This is a genomic window from Novosphingobium sp., from assembly GCF_036820275.1.
Lineage (GTDB): Bacteria > Pseudomonadota > Alphaproteobacteria > Sphingomonadales > Sphingomonadaceae > Novosphingobium.
In genome coordinates this window covers 252,194-270,426 of sequence record NZ_DAISLT010000002.1, presented here as the reverse complement: position 1 = coordinate 270,426, position 18,233 = coordinate 252,194, and the positions used below count along the sequence as shown (strand labels likewise).

14 protein-coding genes and 1 tRNA gene are annotated in these 18,233 nt (G+C 67.5%); 6 read left to right on the top strand and 9 right to left on the bottom strand.

Translation table 11 applies throughout. The features are described 5' to 3' along the window. Positions 1-9 precede the first annotated feature (9 nt). From V7066_RS02665 to V7066_RS02655, 3 genes are all read left to right on the top strand, one after another. Positions 10-894 carry a hypothetical protein gene (locus tag V7066_RS02665; RefSeq protein ID WP_334181689.1) on the top strand — a complete coding sequence of 295 codons (885 nt, stop codon included), beginning with the start codon at positions 10-12 and terminating at the stop codon, positions 892-894. A gap of 68 nt (positions 895-962) precedes the next feature. Further along, entirely contained in the window at positions 963-2,705 is a 1,743-nt protein-coding gene (locus V7066_RS02660; protein WP_334181688.1) for a DUF885 domain-containing protein, read from the top strand. Between the two features lie 92 nt (positions 2,706-2,797). After that, positions 2,798-2,873: transfer RNA gene (locus V7066_RS02655), tRNA-Thr, on the top strand. Between the two features lie 22 nt (positions 2,874-2,895). Here the strand turns inward: V7066_RS02655 and V7066_RS02650 are convergent. The 4 genes from V7066_RS02650 to V7066_RS02635 form a co-directional block, all read right to left on the bottom strand. Further along, positions 2,896-3,837 carry a winged helix DNA-binding protein gene (locus tag V7066_RS02650; RefSeq protein ID WP_334181687.1) on the bottom strand — a complete coding sequence of 314 codons (942 nt, stop codon included), beginning with the start codon at positions 3,835-3,837 and terminating at the stop codon, positions 2,896-2,898. Between the two features lie 84 nt (positions 3,838-3,921). Continuing rightward, entirely contained in the window at positions 3,922-4,929 is a 1,008-nt protein-coding gene (gene hemH / locus V7066_RS02645; protein WP_334181686.1) for a ferrochelatase, read from the bottom strand. Continuing rightward, positions 4,929-7,199, bottom strand: coding sequence for a molybdopterin cofactor-binding domain-containing protein (locus V7066_RS02640; protein ID WP_334181685.1), 2,271 nt, complete (start codon positions 7,197-7,199; stop codon positions 4,929-4,931). Before V7066_RS02640 ends, hemH begins: the two co-directional genes overlap by 1 nt. After that, positions 7,199-8,167, bottom strand: coding sequence for an Mrp/NBP35 family ATP-binding protein (locus V7066_RS02635; protein WP_334181684.1), 969 nt, complete (start codon positions 8,165-8,167; stop codon positions 7,199-7,201). Before V7066_RS02635 ends, V7066_RS02640 begins: the two co-directional genes overlap by 1 nt. Positions 8,168-8,288: 121 nt before the next feature. Here V7066_RS02635 and hflK point away from each other — a divergent pair, with 121 nt between their 5' ends. The 3 genes from hflK to V7066_RS02620 all read left to right on the top strand — a co-directional run bounded on the left by hflK (position 8,289) and on the right by V7066_RS02620 (position 12,112). Beyond that, entirely contained in the window at positions 8,289-9,608 is a 1,320-nt protein-coding gene (hflK, locus tag V7066_RS02630) for a protease modulator HflK (RefSeq protein ID WP_334181683.1), read from the top strand. Between the two features lies 1 nt (position 9,609). Beyond that, on the top strand, positions 9,610-10,449 hold the full coding sequence (hflC, locus tag V7066_RS02625) for a protease modulator HflC (protein ID WP_334181682.1): 840 nt from the start codon (positions 9,610-9,612) through the stop codon (positions 10,447-10,449). Between the two features lie 127 nt (positions 10,450-10,576). Continuing rightward, positions 10,577-12,112, top strand: a complete 1,536-nt coding sequence (locus tag V7066_RS02620) for a Do family serine endopeptidase (RefSeq protein ID WP_334181725.1) — start codon at positions 10,577-10,579, stop codon at positions 12,110-12,112. Positions 12,113-12,447: 335 nt separating this feature from the next. Here V7066_RS02620 and V7066_RS02615 read toward each other — a convergent pair whose 3' ends face one another. The 5 genes from V7066_RS02615 to V7066_RS02595 form a co-directional block, all read right to left on the bottom strand. Next, positions 12,448-14,670 (bottom strand): transglycosylase domain-containing protein, encoded by a 2,223-nt coding sequence (locus V7066_RS02615; protein ID WP_334181681.1) that lies wholly within the window; start codon positions 14,668-14,670, stop codon positions 12,448-12,450. Positions 14,671-14,786: 116 nt separating this feature from the next. Beyond that, positions 14,787-15,659, bottom strand: a complete 873-nt coding sequence (locus V7066_RS02610) for a dienelactone hydrolase family protein (RefSeq protein WP_334181680.1) — start codon at positions 15,657-15,659, stop codon at positions 14,787-14,789. Positions 15,660-15,736: 77 nt separating this feature from the next. Continuing rightward, positions 15,737-16,138 carry a VOC family protein gene (locus V7066_RS02605; protein ID WP_334181679.1) on the bottom strand — a complete coding sequence of 134 codons (402 nt, stop codon included), beginning with the start codon at positions 16,136-16,138 and terminating at the stop codon, positions 15,737-15,739. Between the two features lie 151 nt (positions 16,139-16,289). After that, on the bottom strand, positions 16,290-17,144 hold the full coding sequence (gene purU / locus V7066_RS02600) for a formyltetrahydrofolate deformylase (RefSeq protein WP_147219442.1): 855 nt from the start codon (positions 17,142-17,144) through the stop codon (positions 16,290-16,292). Between the two features lie 10 nt (positions 17,145-17,154). Next, positions 17,155-18,171 (bottom strand): NAD(P)H-dependent flavin oxidoreductase, encoded by a 1,017-nt coding sequence (locus tag V7066_RS02595; protein WP_334181678.1) that lies wholly within the window; start codon positions 18,169-18,171, stop codon positions 17,155-17,157. Between the last annotated feature and the right edge of the window lie 62 nt (positions 18,172-18,233).

Here is an 18,233-nt window from a genome sequence, read left to right as displayed (position 1 = left end):
CGCCAGAGGATGCCCCGCTTCCGGCATTTCATGGCGATCGACTGGTCCGGCGCGCTCGGCCCGCGCCAGAAGGGGATCGCGGTCGCGCTCTGCGGGCTTGAGGGGACGCCGCGCCTGCTGCGTCCGGAAGGCCATGCCTGTTGGTCGCGCGCGGAAGTGCTGGATCTGCTGCGCCGCGGCCTGCCGGAGGACACCCTCGTCGGCCTCGACCTCGGTATCTCGCTGCCTTTCGCGGATGCCGGTGCCTTCTTTCCGGAATGGGCGGACAGCCCCGCCGATGCCCGCGCGCTCTGGGCACTGATCGACACGATCTGCGCAAACGACGACCATCTCGCCGCGGCCAGCTTCGTCGATCACCTGGAACTGAGCGCCTACTTCCGCCGCCACGGGGGCCGCGAAGGCGCGCGCTTCCATCTTCCCGGCGCAGCCCACCGCCGGGGCCGCATGCGCGTGACCGAGGAGGCCCAGGCCCGTGCCGGGTGCAAGCCCTACTCCAACTTCAACCTCGTGGGCGCCGCGCAAGTCGGCAAGTCCAGCCTCACCGGCATGCGGCTGCTACACCGCCTCGGCGGCGCGGTTCCGGTCTGGCCGATCGATCCCCTGCCGCAAACCGGCCCGGTAGTGACGGAGATCTACACGACGCTCGCCGCCGTCGCCGCCGGACGCACGGCCAGCCGGGCGAAAATGACCGACCATGCCGCGCTCAACGACGCTCTCGCCGTGCTGGGCTCGCCCCCCGTCGAGGGGATCGGTCCCATCGACGACCACAGCGCCGACGCCCTGCTCACCGCCGCCTGGCTGCGCACCGCCGCCCCGCGCGCGGACTTGTGGAAACCCGCTGATCTTACAGCGGAACTGGCCCGAACCGAGGGCTGGACCTTCGGCGCGGCATAGCCCAGAACCTGCGGTTATCGGGGCGACGAACGACGCCCCCAAGATGATCGACAGGGACAGTTCCACTTATGAAACACGCCTTGCTGGCAGGGATCGCCTGCCTTGCCCTCAGCCTCGGTGCCCAGACCGCGAACGCAAAAGCCCCCGCCGCGCCCCAGCCCAGCCCCCTGGCGGTAGCACTGGGCAAGCCGGCCACGCCGTGGAAGGCTTTCGTCGACCGCACGATCGAAGCCTGGATGGTGCAGGACCCCGCCTTCGCCATCTATCAGGGCGCGCATCAGTTCGACGGCAAGTTGCCCGACTGGAGCCCCGCCGGCCTCAAGGCGCGCGGCACCTTCCTGAAGAAAGTCATCGCCGAAGCCGGCGCCTTCACCGGCCTCACCGCCGAGGACCGCTTCGAGCGCGACTATCTGGTGCAAGTCGCCAAGGGCCAGCTGTTCTGGCTGGAAGACGCCGACAAGCCGCACACCAATCCCGGCTTCTACATCGAGAACGGCCTCGATCCGAACGTCTACGTCAGCCGCGCCTATGCCGACAAGCCGACGCGCATGAAGGCGATGATCGCCTTCTTCAAGGCCGTGCCCGCCGCCGCCGCCCAGATTCGCGGCAACCTGAAAACCGCCATGCCCGCCAGCTTCATCAAGCTCGGCACCGCAGGCTTCTCGGGCTTCGCGGAATATTATCGCGGCGATGCCCGCGCCGCCTTTGCCGACGTCAAGGATGCCAGGCTCCAGGCCGAGTTCAAGGCCAGCTCGGAAAGCGCCGCCAAGGCCATGCAGGACCTCTCGGACTGGCTGGGCAAGGCCACGCCGACGCAGGACTTCGCGATGGGGGCCGAGCGCTTCTCGCGCATGCTTGCCGCCACCGAGGCCGTCGATGCCCCGCTCAGCGAACTGGAGGCCGTGGGCCGCGCCGATCTCAAGCGCAACCAGGACCTGCTCAAGGCAGCCTGCGCCGAATATGCACCGGGCAAGGACATCCAGGGCTGCTTCGACAAGATGCGCGCCGACAAACCGGAAGGCGGTCCCGTCGCCGCCGCCCGTCTCCAGATCCCCGACCTGACCGCCTTCGTACGCCAGCACGACATCGCCACGATCCCCGGCACCGAGCAGGCGCTGGTGGAGGAAAGCCCGCCCTACAACCGCCAGAACTCGGCCTATATCGATCCCGCCGGGCCGCTGGAGAAAGGCATCCCCTCGGTCTATTACATCTCGCCGCCGGACCCTTCGTGGTCGCAGCAAATGCAGCAGGACTACATCCCCGGCAAGAACGACCTCCTGTTCACTTCGGTCCACGAAGTGATGCCGGGCCACTTCCTGCAATTCCTTCACTCGAACCGCTCCCCTTCGTGGGTCGGCCGCCTCTGGGTCGGCTATGCCTATGCCGAAGGCTGGGCGCACTATGCCGAGGAAATGATGTGGGAGGCGGGTCTTGGGAACGGCGACGCCGGTGTCCATGTCGGCCAGCTTTCTAACGCCCTGCTGCGCAATTGCCGCTATCTCTCGGCGATCGGCCTCCATGCACGCGGCATGACGCAGGAACAGTCCAAGCGGATGTTCATGGACGAATGCTACCAGGACGAAGGCACCGCAGAGCAGCAGGCCGCGCGCGGCACTTACGATCCGGCCTACCTCAACTACACGCTGGGCAAGCTGATGATCCGCAAACTGCGCGACGACTGGACCGCCTCCCGCGGCGGCCGCGCGGCCTGGAAGCCGTTCCACGACCAGTTCCTGAGCCACGGCGGCCCGCCGATCCCGCTCGTGCGACAGGCGATGATGCAGGAAGATGCACCCCACGCGATTTTCTGAGCGGATATTTCACAAAAGCAACTGGACCGGCGCCCCTTCCTCGCGGTAAGGGCGCCGGACTTGTTTCGCGCATCACACTTGCGATGCGCCGGGCCGGCTTAGCTCAGTTGGTAGAGCACCTGATTTGTAATCAGGGGGCCACGGGTTCGAATCCTGTAGCCGGCACCACTCCCCGATAGAATCCGGACGCTCAGAGAGCGCTCACGCCCAGCGTGGCGATCTCGTTGAAATAGCGCGCGAGGCGGGCTGCTGCGTCGTCCGTCAGTTCGATGAAAGCGCGGCGGCGGTCGGTTTCGTCGCTGACGCGCTGGAACAGGTCGGCCCGAACGAGGACTCCGATCCAGCGCAGTGCCGTCGTCGGCGGGACGCCCGAGGCGATGCAGAGCGAGGTGACCGACACCTGCTTGCCCTCCACCCGCGCCGCCGCGAGGTCCAGCAGCATGTCCCAGGCAGGGTCCGCGAAGAGATCGTCTTCGAAGAAACGCGAGCGCAACTGGCGCTGGCGGATTATCCGGCGGATCAGCCGCGCCTCGGGCAGAGTGGCGGCAGCCGCCAGCGGGATCGCTCTGGCAGGCGGCGGCGGGGACGGCTTCGTTTCGGACGGGGCCAGCCGGTCGATATGGCCTGCGATCTGGCCGACCTGCTCGGTCAGGCGCAGCAGCATCAGGCGATCCGTTTCGGAGAGTTCACGCAGGCGCCCGGCCGGAAAACCGCCCAGCACCTGACCCAGCGCGATCACCCGATCGGCGCGGTTCGGATCGACCAGCAGCAGCGGCGCGGACATGTCCATGCAGGCGAAGACATCATCCAGCCCCTCTTCCGACGTGGAGACGATGAGCCGGGTGCCGCGCTGCGAGGCCCGCAAGTCCAGCCGGGCGAGCGCGGCCATCGTGGCAGCATCGACGATCGGGCAATCGAGCAGAACCACGTCGGCCAGCGGCCTGCCGTCCGGTTGCAGGAGATCGTCGAGCGGTCCGGCCTGCGCCACCTCCAGCCCGGCGCCTGCCGCATCCTCGCGCATCGTGGCCCGGACGTGCGCCCGATCCGCGAAGATCGCCAGCGAGACCGTTCCGCCGCCACGCCCGTCCTGCGACGCTCCATAGGAAAAATCGGCAATTTCCGAGTGCTGCATGGTCGTTCGCCCCCGCTACGATATCCGCCTTCAGGGGTAGGTCGACGCCCGCGGGAGTCAACGGAGGCGATGGTTAAATCCTTGTTACCATCCGGACAGTTCATGCGTTACAAGCGCTTGCAGCATCGCCATTCCCGCCGCGCCGTCGTTCAGGCAGGCGAGCACGGCAAGGCGCTCTCCGCCTGCCTCCGCGAAGACTTCCGCCCCGCGAATCGCGAGTTCCTCCAGCGTCTCGACGCAGTCCGCGGAAAAGCCCGGCGCCGCCACCGCCATGCGGCGGGTTCCGGCCTTGGCCTCGCGCGCCAACACGTCCTCGGTCGAGGGTTCCAGCCACTTGGCACGGCCGAAGCGCGACTGGAAACTCGTCTCGATTCGCAAATCGGGCCGCACCTGCGCCAGGCGCTGGGTCAACAGGCGCGAGGTCTCAAGGCAGTGCCGGTAATAGGGATCGCCGAGGTCCGCCGTGCGCTGGGGCATGCCGTGATAGGACAGCAGCAGCACTTCGGGCACGAAGTCCAGTGCCTCGACCTGGCGCAGGAGATCGGTCTCCAGCGCGTCGATAAAGGCCGGGTCGTCGTAGTAAGGCGGCAGGGTGCGGATCGCAGGCTGCGCGCGCATCCCGGCCAGCGTATCGCCCAGCTTGTCCATGACCGAAGCCGTCGTCGCTCCCGAATAGTGCGGATAGAGCGGCGCGACGAGAATGCGGTCGCACCCGGCATCCTTCATCGCCTGGAGCCGCGAGGGGATCGAGGGATTGCCGTAACGCATCGCCCAATCCACTTTGGCGCGCGTGCCCAGAAGCTCCTGCAAGCGCGCCGCCTGTGCGCGGGTGATCGCGGCGAGCGGCGAACCCGCGTCGGTCCAGACTTGCTGATAGGCATGGGCGGACTTGGCCGGTCGGGTGCGCAGGATCACGCCGTGGAGGATCGGCTTCCAGGCGATCGCCGGGATTTCCACCACGCGCGGGTCGGACAGGAATTCCGCAAGATAGCGCCGCACCGCCGGAGCCGTAGGCGCGTCCGGCGTGCCGAGATTGACGAGAAGGATGCCGACTCCGCCGCTTTGGGCGGACGGCTGTTCACGGACGGGCATTACATATCCTCGGCAAAGAGCGGCAAACGCCGGAAACGAAGTCCGGTTGCCGAATAGAGCGCATTGGCGACGGCGGGTGCGACGACCGCCGTGCCGAGTTCCCCCGGATCGGCAGGATCGGCGGCACTCTCGATGAAGTCCACCTCGATCTCCGGGCAATCCGCGAGTGTCGGCAGGGCAAGATCGGACAGCCGCTCGCCGTCCGGCCGTCCGCCTGCGTAGTTGGGGCTGCATCCCAGGGCCAGGCCAAGGCCGAAGACCAGCCCGCCCTCGATCTGCTGCCGGGCGACGTCGAAGTTCACGATGCGGCCGATGTCGGCGACCGCGCTCAGCTTGTCCACCCGCACCCCGTTCTCGTCGCGGCGGGCGCTCGCGACCAGGGCGATGCGGCCCTCACCGATGACATGGCAGGCGATGCCCTGGCCGCTGTTGTCGCCGCCGCCACCCCACTGTGCGAGGCTGGCGGCGCGCTGGAGGCATTCGGCGAGGCGCGGGTCGTGGCCGAGCATGGCCATGCGGAAGGACAGCGGCTCGCGTCCGGCCTCGTGCGCGAGTTCGTCCACGAAGCTCTCGGTGAAGAAGGCAGTGTAGCCATGGGCATTGCCGCGCATTCGCCCGGTCGGCAGGCCGATCGCGGCGGGGATGTGGTCGACGGCGATGTTCGGCACGGCATAGGCCGGGATCGCACCTTCCAGCGCCATCGGATCGGCGGCCTCGGCCACGGCGTCGAGCGCGTCGAACGGGGCATCGCCCGAGAAGAAGCGGCGAGCGAATTCGCGCGCGCTGGCAGGCGCGGCGATGCGGGCGCGCCAGCTTGTCGGCCTGCCCTCCGCATCGGGGCGGGCGGCCATGACCGCGACGGCGGGGGCGCGGGGGAAGGTCGCGAAATGCTCCTGCCGCCGCGAACAGGTGAACTGCACCGGGCGCCCGGCCTCTCTCGCAAGGACGGCCACTTGCGCGGCATGGGCGCATTCCAGCCGCCGGTCGAAACTGCCGCCGATCGGCATCGGATAGAGCACGACATCGGCGGCGCGCATCCCCAGCGCCTTGGCTGCCGCCGCGCGCGCGGCTTCGGGCGCCTGGGTGCCGATCCAGAGTTCGAGGCGGCCGTTCTCCAGGCGCGCGGTGGCAGAAGCGGTCTCTATCGTGGCGTGAACGGCCGGAGCGACCTCGTAGCGGATCTGGACCGGCAGGGCGCCTTCGATGGCGCTCGCATCGCCCGCAAGGTGGATGCGGGTGGGCACGCCGTGCGCCATGGCCTCATCCAGAGCGGCGTCGATCTCGCCGCTGTCACCGCCGCGCGCGACGCGAAAGCGCGGTGCGGCGCGGGTGAGCGCGGTTTCGGCCGTCCACCAGTCCTGCGCCAGCGCCGCCACCCAGTCCGGTCCCCGGACGAAACGCACAAAGCCGCGCAGGCCCTTGGCGGCGTTCTCGTCGAGACCCGAGACTTCGGCCTTGCCGATCGGTGCATGACGGATCGCCGCGCGCAGCATGTCGGGCAGGCGCACGTCGCCTGCAAACGTCCACGATCCGTCCACTTTCGAAGGCAGATCGAGGCGCGGGTAGCGCAAGGGCGCACCGGGCAGGAACTCGCCGGGTTTCTCGGCCGGTGCCTCGGGCCGGAGCGGCGGCGGATCGGGCGGCGAGAAAGCGGATGCCTCCGCCGCCAAGGGGCCGAAGTTCAGGCGCTTATCGCCGTGGATCACGAGGCCGCCCGCCACTTCGCATTCTTCCGGCGCGACCTTCCAGCGCGCGGCGGCGGCCTGGACCAGCAGGGCGCGGGCCGAGGCGGCGGCGGCGCGGGCCGGGCCTTCGTAAGCGGCAAGGGAGGTCCCGTCCGCCGTGACGTTGAAGCGGTGATCCTCGGCCCAGCGCCGCGCGATCATCCCCTCCGGCGCCTCGGCCAGACCCGGCATGACCGGCATCCAGAGCGGCGCCCATTTCGCGGCCAGCACGGCATTGGCGTAGAGCGCGCTTACCGGCGCGGGTTCGACCGCCACCTGCCGCCAGTCCGCGCCGAGTTCATGGGCGACGATCTGCGGCAGGAGCGTCGTCACCCCCTGCCCCATCTCGACTTGCGGCACCGCGACGCTGACCACGCCGTCCGCCGCGATCTTGATCCAGGCACCGAAGGCATATTCGTCGCGGCCGGGTTCGAGCGGCAGCGGAAAATGGCGCGGTCGCAGCAGATAACCCACCGCAAGTCCGCCGCCCGCCAGCGCGCCGACAAGGACTCCCCTCCTGGAAATAGAGGGGCGCGCCAACGCCATCAATGCGCGTCCAGCCAGTCCGAAACCTTGGCGGCGATCGCAGCGAATGCCTCGGCCTGCGGGCCGTCCCCGGCGGCCGGCGGCGTGCCCGCATCGCTGTCGCGGCGAATGACGATGTCGAGCGGGATGCGGCCGAGGAAGTCCTGTCCCATGTCCCGCGCCGCCGCCTCGGCCCCGCCCGCACCGAAGGGATCGCTCACTTCGCCGCAATGGGGGCAGGCATAACCGGCCATGTTCTCGACCACGCCGACCACCGGCACGCCGCTTTTCTGGAACAGCTCGACCGCGCGGGTGGCGTCCATCAGCGCAAGGTCCTGCGGGGTCGAGACGATCACCGCGCCGGCCGGCTTGAACTTCTGGAGCATCGTCAGCTGGACGTCGCCGGTGCCGGGCGGCAGATCGACCACCACGACTTCGGCATTGTCCCAGTGCCCTTCGAGCATCTTGGTAAGCGCGCCCGCCACCATCGGCCCGCGCCAGGCGATCGCCTGTCCCGGCTCCAGCAGGTTGGCCATCGACAGCACCGGCACGCCGAACTTGCTGGCGACGGGAACCAGGCGGCTTTCATGCGCGACCGGGCGCTGCCCCTCGGTGCCGAGCAGGCGCGCCTGCGAAGGACCGTAGATGTCCGCATCGACCAGCCCGACCTTGCGCCCCATGCGCGAGAGCGCCACCGCAAGATTGGCCGCCAGCGTCGACTTGCCGACCCCGCCCTTGCCCGATCCCACCGCCAGGATGCGCCGCACCGGCTTTTCCGCCATGACCGCCACGCGCACGTCGGCAATGCCCGGCTGGCCTTCGAAGGCGCCGGAAACGACCTGCTCCAGCGCCGCACGGTCCTGCACGGAAAGGCCGGTGGCATCGATCACCACGCTCGCCATGCCTTCGCTGAGCCGCAGCGACTGCACCCTTTGGGCCACCTCGACCGGCAGGAGCGTTTTCAGTCGATCGGCTTCGGGACTTGTCATCGGATCCTTTTCCAGAGCTTGTCTATCGGGAGGGGGAATTTGCGGTTCAGGTGGAGCACCGGGCGAAAAAGGGCAAGAGAGGCACTGTTTTTGTGCGAATAGCGCACCTATAGATGAACATATGAAAGCAATTGGTGATGCAATCTCGCCCGAAGGTCTTGCCATGAGCGGGCGTCAGAGCCCCTGGGGGGGTGGAAACTCGGACGGCGGAAACTCGGACAACGGAAACTCCGGCGGTTCGGGAGACGAGCCAGAGAAAACCGCCCCTGAACAGCAGGGAGAAGAGGACGGCAGCGGCCAGGAAAGCGGCGACACGAAGGGCGAAGGCCCGGATCGCAAGCCGGAAGACCGGCCTGCCGACCGCAAGGGTCCCCGCAATCCCTGGCTTCCCAGCGGCGACACGCCGCCGCGCCGTTCGGCCGGTCTCGACGATATCTTCCGCCCGCGCGATCCGCGCCGCCCCAGCGGCGGCGGCGGAGGCGGCGGTTTCGGCGGCGGCTTTCCCAATATCCCCCGCCGCCCGGACGGCAAGTCATGGCTGCCGCTCGGCATCGGCGCGGCGGTCGTCGCGGTGCTCGGCATTTCGATGGTGCACATGCTCGGCCCCAAGGACCAGGGCATCGTCACCCGGCTCGGCGGCTATTCGCGAACCATCGATTCCGGCCTCTCGCTGACCCTGCCCTGGCCGATCGAATCCGTGGACGTGACCGACGTGCGCAGCTTCAACGTCTATTCGATCCCGGACGGCGAAGGCGAGAAGCTGATGCTGACGAGCGACAAGAACCTCGTCGATCTCAGCTATCTGGTCCGCTGGAACATCAAGAACCTGAAGGAATACAGCTATCGCCTCGCCGATCCGGACGAGACGGTGCGGGAAGTGGCCGAAGCCGCGATGCGCGCCTCGATCGCGCAGATCACGCTGAACGAGGCACTTTCCGGCGCCGGTCGCGCCGCGGTGGAGCAGGACGTGCGCGAGCGCACCCAGCGCATTCTCGACCAGTATCACGCCGGGGTCTCGATCCAGGGCGTGGAAATCAAGAAGGCGGATCCGCCGGCCAAGACCCGCGAGGCCTTCGACCAGGTCAACGTGGCCCAGCAGGAAGCCGACCGCGACCGCTCCAAGGCACGCGCCTGGGCGCAGCAGACCCTGGCCCGTGCCCAGGGCGCCTCGGCCTCGTTCGACAAGGTCTACGAACAGTACAAGCTGGCGCCCGAAGTGACGCGCCGCCGCATGTATTACGAAACGATGGAGAGCGTGCTGCGCGACAACGATGTGGTCGTCAGCGATTCCAGCAACATGACGTCCTACCTCCCCCTGCCCGAAGTGAAACGCCGCCCCCGCGCCAGCGACGAGACCGTGGTGACCGTGCCCGCCGGAAACGGTGCCGCTACCGGCACCGCGACGGGCAACACGGCTCCCGCAGCCAAGGGAGGCCAGTGAGATGAGCAGCTTCTGGCAGGACTACAGGGTTCCCCTCGCCCTCGGCGGCGCCGCGCTGGTCGCGCTCATGCTGAGCGTCATCGTCGTTCCCGAAACCGAGCAGGCCGTCGTGGTGCGCACCGGGCGTCCGGTGGCGGTCTACAACCAGTTCAACCCCAAGGCCGACTACGGCAGCACCGGCGCGGGCGTGCATTTCCGCATTCCGGTGTTCGACCGGGTGATCCGCATCGACAAGCGCCTGCTCTCGCTGGACATGCAGCAGCAGCAGGTGCTCTCCACCGACCAGCTGCGCCTGAACGTCGATGCCTATGCCCGCTACCGCATCATCGATCCGATCAAGATGGTCGAGACCGCCGGAACCACCGAACGCGTGACCGAGCAGCTCGAACCGATCCTGTCCTCGGTCCTGCGTCAGGAACTGGGCAAGCGCACGTTCGAATCCCTCCTCACCGCCGAGCGCGGCAAGGCGATGGAGAACATCCGCGACGGCCTCGACCGCGAGGCGCGGGAATACGGCGCCCAGGTGGTGGACGTGCGGATCAAGCGCGCCGACCTTCCCGAAGGCGCCCTCGAAAGCGCCTTCACCCGCATGCAGGCGGCGCGCACCGAGGAATCACGCACGATCGCCGCACAGGGCCAGAAGGACGCGCAGATCATCCAGGCCGAGGCCGAGGCCCAGGCCGCCAAGATCTATGCCGAGAGCTTCGGCAAGGATCCGCAGTTCTACGACTTCTACCGCTCGATGCAGAGCTACTCCGTCACCTTCGGCAAGGGCGATACGGAAAAGACGATCCTGCTCTCGCCCAATAACGCCTATCTCAACCATTTCAGGGAACCGTAACCGGCGACAAGCGCTGAATGCGCCGCCTTATTCAAATCCGGTTAAGCTCTCCGGGGTTCAATCGGCATCAGTCGGCGGACAGTAACGCCACACCGCCAAGACGAAGGAATTAAAGGACGTGAAGCCCGTGCGATACGCTTATGGACTGACCACAGCGCTCCTGCTGGGGGGCGCGACCGCCACTTTGGTGACAGGCTTCCCCGCCGGAGCCCAGGTCGCCCAGAACGAAGCCAGCCAGATGGCCCGCGTGGCACCCCGCGCCGGCGCCCCGGCCAGCTTCGCCGACCTGACCGAGCAGCTTCAGCCTGCGGTGGTCAACATCTCGACGCGCCAGCGCGTGCAGGTGGCCGGCGGCGGCAACAATCCCTTCGCAGGGACGCCGTTCGAAGGCCTGTTCGGCGGCGGCGGCGGCAGCACCCCGCAGACCCGCGAAGCCCAGTCCCTCGGCTCGGGCTTCATCGTCTCGGCGGACGGTTACATCGTCACCAACAACCACGTCATCACCGCCGAGGGCAAGGGCGAGATCGAATCGATCACCGTCATCATGCCCGACGGCACCGAGTACCCCGCCAAGCTGATCGGCAAGGACGCGCAATCGGACCTCGCGGTGCTCAAGATCACCGCCTCCAAGCCGCTGCCCTTCGTGAAGTTCGGCGACAGCTCGAAGGCCCGCGTGGGCGACTGGGTGCTGGCGATCGGCAATCCCTTCGGCCTTGGCGGCACGGTGACGGCGGGCATCATCTCGGCCGTCTACCGCAACACCGGCGCAGGCGGCGCCTATGACCGCTATCTCCAGACCGACGCCTCGATCAACCGCGGCAACTCGGGCGGCCCGATGTTCGACATGAACGGCCAGGTGATCGGCATCAACAACGCGATCTTCTCGCCCACCGGCGGCAGCGTCGGCATCGGCTTCTCGATTCCGGCCGAGATCGCCTCGCCGATCGTCGAGAAACTGATGAAGGGCCAGGCGATCGAGCGCGGCTACCTCGGCGTGACCATCCAGCAGCTCAACGAAGACCTCGCGGACTCGATGGGCCTGGAGCACAACAAGGGCGAGTTCATCCAGAGCGTCGTTCCCGACGGCGCCGGCGCCAAGGCCGGCATCCAGGCGGGCGACGTCGTGGTGAAGGTGAACGGCAAGGAAGTGACGCGCGACCAGACGCTCTCGTTCCTCGTCGCCAACACCGCGCCGGGCACGCGCATCCCTATCGAGCTGATCCGCAACGGCCGCCGCCAGACGCTGACGGCCACCGTCGCCAAGCGTCCCTCCGACGACGAGCTTCAGCAAAGCTTCGACCCCAGCACCGACCAGGACGGCGATGCCTTCAACAACCCGCCCAAGCAGCAGGGCGAAAGCGCCGTGCAGAAGGCCCTGGGTCTCTCGGTCACGCCGCTGACGCCGCAGATCGCCCGCCAGATCGGCGCGGCGGAAGGTACGCGCGGTCTGGTGATCGTCGGCGTCGACCCCAGCTCGGACGCCGGGCAGAAGGGCCTGACCCGCGGCTTCGTGATCCTCTCGGCCAACAATGCGCCGGTGACGACGCAGGCCGACCTGGAGAACGCGATCAAGGCAGCCAAGGCCGACGGCCGCTCGGCGATCCTGCTGCGCATCCAGCCGCGCGGCCAGCAGGCGGTCTACATGCCGGTTCGCCTGCGCTGATATTCAGCCAGAAGCGATCATGAGAAACGCCCGCCGGAGCGATCCGGCGGGCGTTTTCTTTTGCGGTGGTGGCTCTTCGAAGGCGGCTTTCGCGTCCTTTTCACCCAACCTTTCGTCATCGCGAGCCCGCAAAGCGGGAGAAGCGATCCAGAGCCGCTTAGACCGCGCCTGGATTGCTACGCGACCTTCGGTCGCTCGCAATGCCGAAGAGGGGGCTACGAAGCTCGATCGACAAAGCGGGATCCTCGCCCTCCCGTGGACGACGGATAGCCTGCAACGAAAAACGCCCGCCGAGGTCATCGGCGGGCGTTTTCGTTTTCATCGGGTGTCCGGCGTCAGTCGCCCGGCGTGCGAACCGCCGCAGGCGAGCGGGTCGGTGTCGGGCGCGGATTGGGAGCGTTCTGGCGCGTCCCCGCACCGTTGCCCAGCCCCTGCCCGGCGCGGAGGCCGGGATCGTCGCTGCGCGAGCGGCCGGTAGCGCGGTCGAGGAAGTCCTCGTTCGCCGCCGGGGGCGCCTGGGCTGGGCCGTAGTCCGGCATCTGCGGCTGGCCCGGACCCGAGCCCGGCCCCACCGAGCCGTCCTCGTAGCGCGGCTGGCCGTCCGGCGCCTGCGCGCCGTCTTCCGGCCGGACGATGTTGCCGTTCTCATCGACGTAGTAATAGTCGTTCGGATTGCCCTGCATCGCCTCGTCGTCGGGTTCGAGCTGCCATTCGGGAAGCTTCACTTCCGTCTGGAACTGCTCGACCGGACGCTTGGCCACCGCGACCTTCATGTAGTCCGAGAAGGCGCGCGCGGGGGCGTGACCGCCCGAGAGGCCGGGAACCGGACGCGCATCGTCGCGGCCCATCCACACGCCGGTGGTGATGCCGCTGGAGAAGCCGAGGAACCAGCCGTCCTTGTTCGAGCTGGTCGTGCCGGTCTTGCCCGCGACCGGACGGCCGATCTGCGCGGCGCGCGCCGTGCCGGTGGCCACGGTGGTCTGGAGCAGGTCGGTTATCCCGGCGGCAACATTGGGCGGCACCAGCACCTGCCCACGCGTGGACTTGTGCTCGTAGAGCACTTCACCCGAGGCCGCCGTCACCTTGACGATACCGTAAGGCTCGACCGAAGTGCCGCCTGCCGAGATCGCCGCGAAAGCGCGGGTCATGTCGATGACGTGGACTTCGGAAGTGCCCAGCACCATGGCCGGCTGGGTGTTGATCGGGGTGGAGATGCCGAAGCGGCGCGCCATCGAGGCGACGGTGCCGAAGCCCACTTCGTTGCCGAGCTGCGCGGCGATGGTGTTCTTGGAATAGGCGAAGGCGGTGCGGATATCGATCTGGCCGGCAAAGTTGCGGCCGGCGTTCTGCGGGCTCCAGCCGTTGATCGTCACCGGCTCGTCGACCACGCGGTCGTCAGGCGTGTATCCCGCCTCCAGCGCGGAGAGATAGACGAACAGCTTCCACGCCGAGCCGGGCTGGCGCAGCGCGGTGGTGGCGCGGTTGTAGTTCGAGTTCACGTAGTCCGTGCCGCCGACCATCGCCAGCACTGCGCCGTCGCGATCGAGGCTGACGAGTGCGCCCTGCGCGCCCTTGGGCGCATTGGCGGTGATCGCATTGGTCGCGGCCTGCTGCATCTTCGGGTCGAGCGTGGTCCAGACCTCGATCGGCTCGTTGGTGTCGGGCAGCAGCATGTCGAGCTGCGGCAGCGCCCAGTCGGTGAAGTAGCGGACCGCGTTCTGGCCCTTTTCCTTCACGACCTTGACGTCGGCGATATCGGCCTGGTCGGCTTCGGACTGCGAAATCGCACCGTTCTTGACCATCAGGCCCAGCACGACGGCGCCGCGATCCTTGGCCGCCTCGACGTCGGCGGTCGGCGAATAGTTCGAAGGCGCCTTCACGAGACCGGCGATGATCGCCGCCTCGCCGGTCGAAAGCTCGGTGGCCGGATGGCCGAAGAACTTGCGGCTCGCTGCGTCGATGCCATAGGCACCGCCGCCGAAGTAGACCTTGTTGAGATAGAGTTCGAGGATCTGGTCCTTGCTGAACTTGCGCTCCAGCGCCAGCGCCAGCACCGCCTCGCGCGCCTTGCGCGTGAAGGAGCGGCTGTTGTTCAGGAACACGTTGCGCGCCAGCTGCTGGGTGATCGTCGAAGTCGCCTTGGCGCGGCCGCCCGTCGTCGTCGAGACGTAGACGGCGCGCAGCAGGCCCAGCGCATCGACGCCGATGTGCTCGCGGAATCGGCGGTCTTCCACCGAGACCATCGCGCCCTTCATCACTTCGGGAATCTGGTCGTAGCTCAGCCATTTGCCGTAGCTCGGCCCGAGCGAAACCAGTTCGGTGCCGTCGCGCGCGCGCACGACGATCATCTGGCCGTTCTCGCCGCTCTTGAGCGAATTGTATTCCGGCAGCTCGCTCATCGTGAAAACGACGGCGGTGCCCAGGAAAATCACGCCCAGAACGACAAGTGCGCTGCCCCAGATCAGGACGCCGCGCACGATTCGGCGCCAGAGAGGTTTCTTCTTGGCAGGAGAGGAAGGCCCGCTGGTCGAGCGGCGCCGGCCGGAATCATTGGCCATTTTCTAGGTACAAATCCCTTTAACAGGCCGAACGGCCCGAGCGCTTCCTACACCGTGGACGCGGCTATTGTAACCCGGCGTTAACGGGGAAATGACGGTTGCGACACACTGACACTCTACAGCGTCGCGTAGAGCGCCAGCATCCGCTGCCAGGCCTTGTCCGCGGCGTCGGGGTCCCAGGCGGGAGAATCGGGCACGCACCATCCGTGGTCGGCGGGATAGACTTCCACTTCGGCCGCGCGCCCGGCCGCGGCAGCGGCGCTTTTCAGCTCGGTCTTCTGCGCGGGCTGCTTGGCATCGTCATTTCGGGCGATGGCGAAGAGGTAGGAGGCTTGGGTGCCGGCGAGCAGGCGGTGCGGGCTGTCCGGACGGTCGGTGACCAGCCCTGCCCCGTGGAACGAGGCCGCCGCGCGCACCCGGCCGGGCACCGCCGCCGCCGTGCGCACGGTGAAGGGGCCGCCCATGCAATAGCCGTTCGAGCCGATCCCACGCTTCGTGTCGACGGCCTTCTGGTCGTCGAGGAACGCCACGTAGGCCTTGGCGTCGCGGGTGATCGCCTCGGGCGTGAGTGCGGCGCGCAGGGGCTCGACCTTGGCCTGCCCTTCCGGCGTGCGGAACCCGGCGAAGCTCTCGAAGACCGGGGCGGGCTGTCCGCGATAGTAGGGATTGACGACCAGCACCGCATAACCCTCCGCCGCGAGGGTGCGGGCCATGATCTTCTTGGCCTCACGCAGGCCCGCGATGTCCGGCCAGAGGATCACGCCGGGATGGACGCCCTTGGCGGGGTGCACGAAGAAGGCATCGGCCACGCCGTCGGCGGTGGTGATCGAGACCATCCGCTCCTGCACGGAATTGGCGGGGTGCGTCTTCATGATCCCGGCACATCCGGCCAGTGCAGCACTGGCGCCGAGGGCCGTGAAAGCCCGCCGGTCGAGCCCGCGCCGGGCCAGGTTGGCGTCTTCGGCCTCCGCCGTGAAGTCATCGCACATCGAAAGGCGCTCCGGTCTCTGGAAAATCAGCTTGTTGCGGGCAAGGCTACCGGACCGGAAGCAGGATGGCGAGCCTTTCAGTTACCCGCGAAGTTCAGTTCCAGATTCACCGCATTGGGATCGACCAGGAAAATCTGCCGCAGGCCCAGCGTGGGATGCTCGGCCACGCGGTGGGCCAGCCCGAGTTCCTCGATCTTCGCCGCGGTCTCGGCAAAGCCCGTGCAGCGCAGGGCAAAGTGGTGGAGCGCATTGGTCGGCTGGCCGGGCCGGTAGGCGTCGTAGCGGTTTCCGGCGGTGGTGCGGTCCACGAGATGGACGATGGCGTTGCCCGCCGCATCGCGCATCCAGTACCCGGCCGTGCCCTTGCCGATTGTGGAATTCGCGCTGCGCGTCAGGCCGAGGACCTGTTCGTAGAACGAGGCCGTCGCCTCAAGGTCGTCGGTGAGGATGTTGACGTGATCGACGCCGTTGACGGGCATGGCCGCTCTCCCATGGTTAGAACCGAATGACAGACTCGTCATTGCGAGCGTAGCGAAGCAATCCAGAGTCGGTCTTAAACCGCCCTGGATTGCTTCGCTACGCTCGCAATGACGAAAAAAGGCTGGCGACAATCCACCAGCCCCACAAGCCTCAGCTGCGGAACACCACAGTGCGCGAACCGTTCAGCAGCACGCGGTCTTCGAGATGCAGGCGCACGGCTTCCGCCAGCACGCGGCGCTCGATGTCGCGGCCCTTGCGAACCATGTCCTCGGGCGTGTCCGAATGGGTCACGGCCTCGACGTCCTGATGGATGATCGGGCCTTCGTCGAGGTCGGCAGTGACGTAGTGCGCGGTCGCGCCGATCATCTTCACGCCGCGCGCATGAGCCTGGTGATAAGGCTTGGCGCCCTTGAAGCCCGGCAGGAACGAGTGGTGGATGTTGATGCAGCGGCCCGAGAGGAACGCCGCCATCTCGTCCGAGAGGATTTGCATGTAGCGCGCCAGCACCACCAGCTCCGCCCGCGTCTCTTCGACGAGCGCGCGAATCTGCGCTTCCTGCTCGGCCTTGCTATCCTTGGTGATCGGCAGGTGATGGAACGGGAAGTCCCCGATCATCAGCGAGTTGATCGCCTCGCGCGGGTGGTTGGAGACGATGCCGACGACTTCCATCGGCATCTCGCCGATGCGCTGGCGATAGAGCAGGTCGGCCAGGCAATGGTCGAACTTGCTGACCAGCAACAGCACGCGGCGCGGCCGGTCGCGACGCGTCATCGACCAGGCCATGCCGTATTCGTGGGCGATCGCGCCGAAGCCTTCACTGAACGCCTCGCGCTCAGAAGTGCCCGGATCGAAGGCGACCCGCATGAAGAACTTGTCTTCCTCGAGGTCGTTGAACTGCTGCGCCTCGATGATATTGCCGCCCGCCTGCGCGAGATAGCCCGTGACCCGGGCGACGATACCGGGACGGTCGGCGCAAGACAACGCGAGGATCAGCGGTTCAGCCATCGACAGGTCCTCAGGCAGCAGAGCGGTTGGAAAGCGCGGCCTCGGATTCGGCCATGAGCGCGGCGATGATGTCGGTCACCGGCTCTTCCTTGCTGACCATGCCGACCGACTGGCCGGCCATGATCGAGCCGTTCTCGACATCGCCGTCGATCACCGCGCGGCGCAGGGCACCGGCCCAGAAGTGCTCGATCTTGAGCTGGGCCTCGCCCATGTCGACCTCACCGGCGTCCAGCAGGCGCGCCACTTCGATCTGCTTCGCGGTGAATTCCTCGGTGCCCTTGTTCTTGAGCGCACGCACCGGGATCACCGGCAGGCGCGGGTCGACCTGCACCGAGGCCACGGCATCGCGGGCATTGGCGCGGAAGAAGGCCTTCTTGAAGTCCGGGTGCGCGATCGATTCGGTGGCGCAGGCGAAACGGGTGCCGAGCTGCACGCCCGATGCGCCCATTTCGAGGTATCCGGCCATCGCCTCGCCGCGGCCGATGCCGCCTGCCACGAAGACCAGGTGATCCTCGGCCAGCGCGGGCAGGATTTCCTGCGCCAGCACCGAAGTCGAGACCGGGCCGATGTGGCCGCCGGCTTCCATGCCCTCGATCACCAGCGCGTCCGCGCCCGAGCGCAGCAGCTTCTTGCCCAGCGCCAGCGTCGGCGCGAAGCAGATCACCTTGGCGCCCGATTCCTTGATCGCCTCGACGCTGCCCTTGGGCGGAATGCCGCCGGCCAGCACGACATGGCCGACCTTGTGCTGCGCGCAGACCGCGATCAGGTCGAACAGCTGCGGGTGCATGGTGATGAGGTTCACGCCGAACGGCTTGTCGGTCAGCCCGCGCGTGGCCGCGATCTCCTTGTCGAGGAGTTCGGGGTTCATCGCACCGCAGGCAATAACGCCGAAGCCACCGGCGTTGCTGATCGCCGAGACGAGGTTACGCTCCGACACCCAGGACATGGCGCCGCACAGGATCGCATATTCGGTACCGAGAAATTCGCGTCCGCGCGTCATCAGTGCGGAAGTCTTGGAGGTGGCCATCGATGCTCCCATAGCCGGCAATTCGAGAAAATGTGGGTGCGCCATAGATGGGCGCAGCCCCG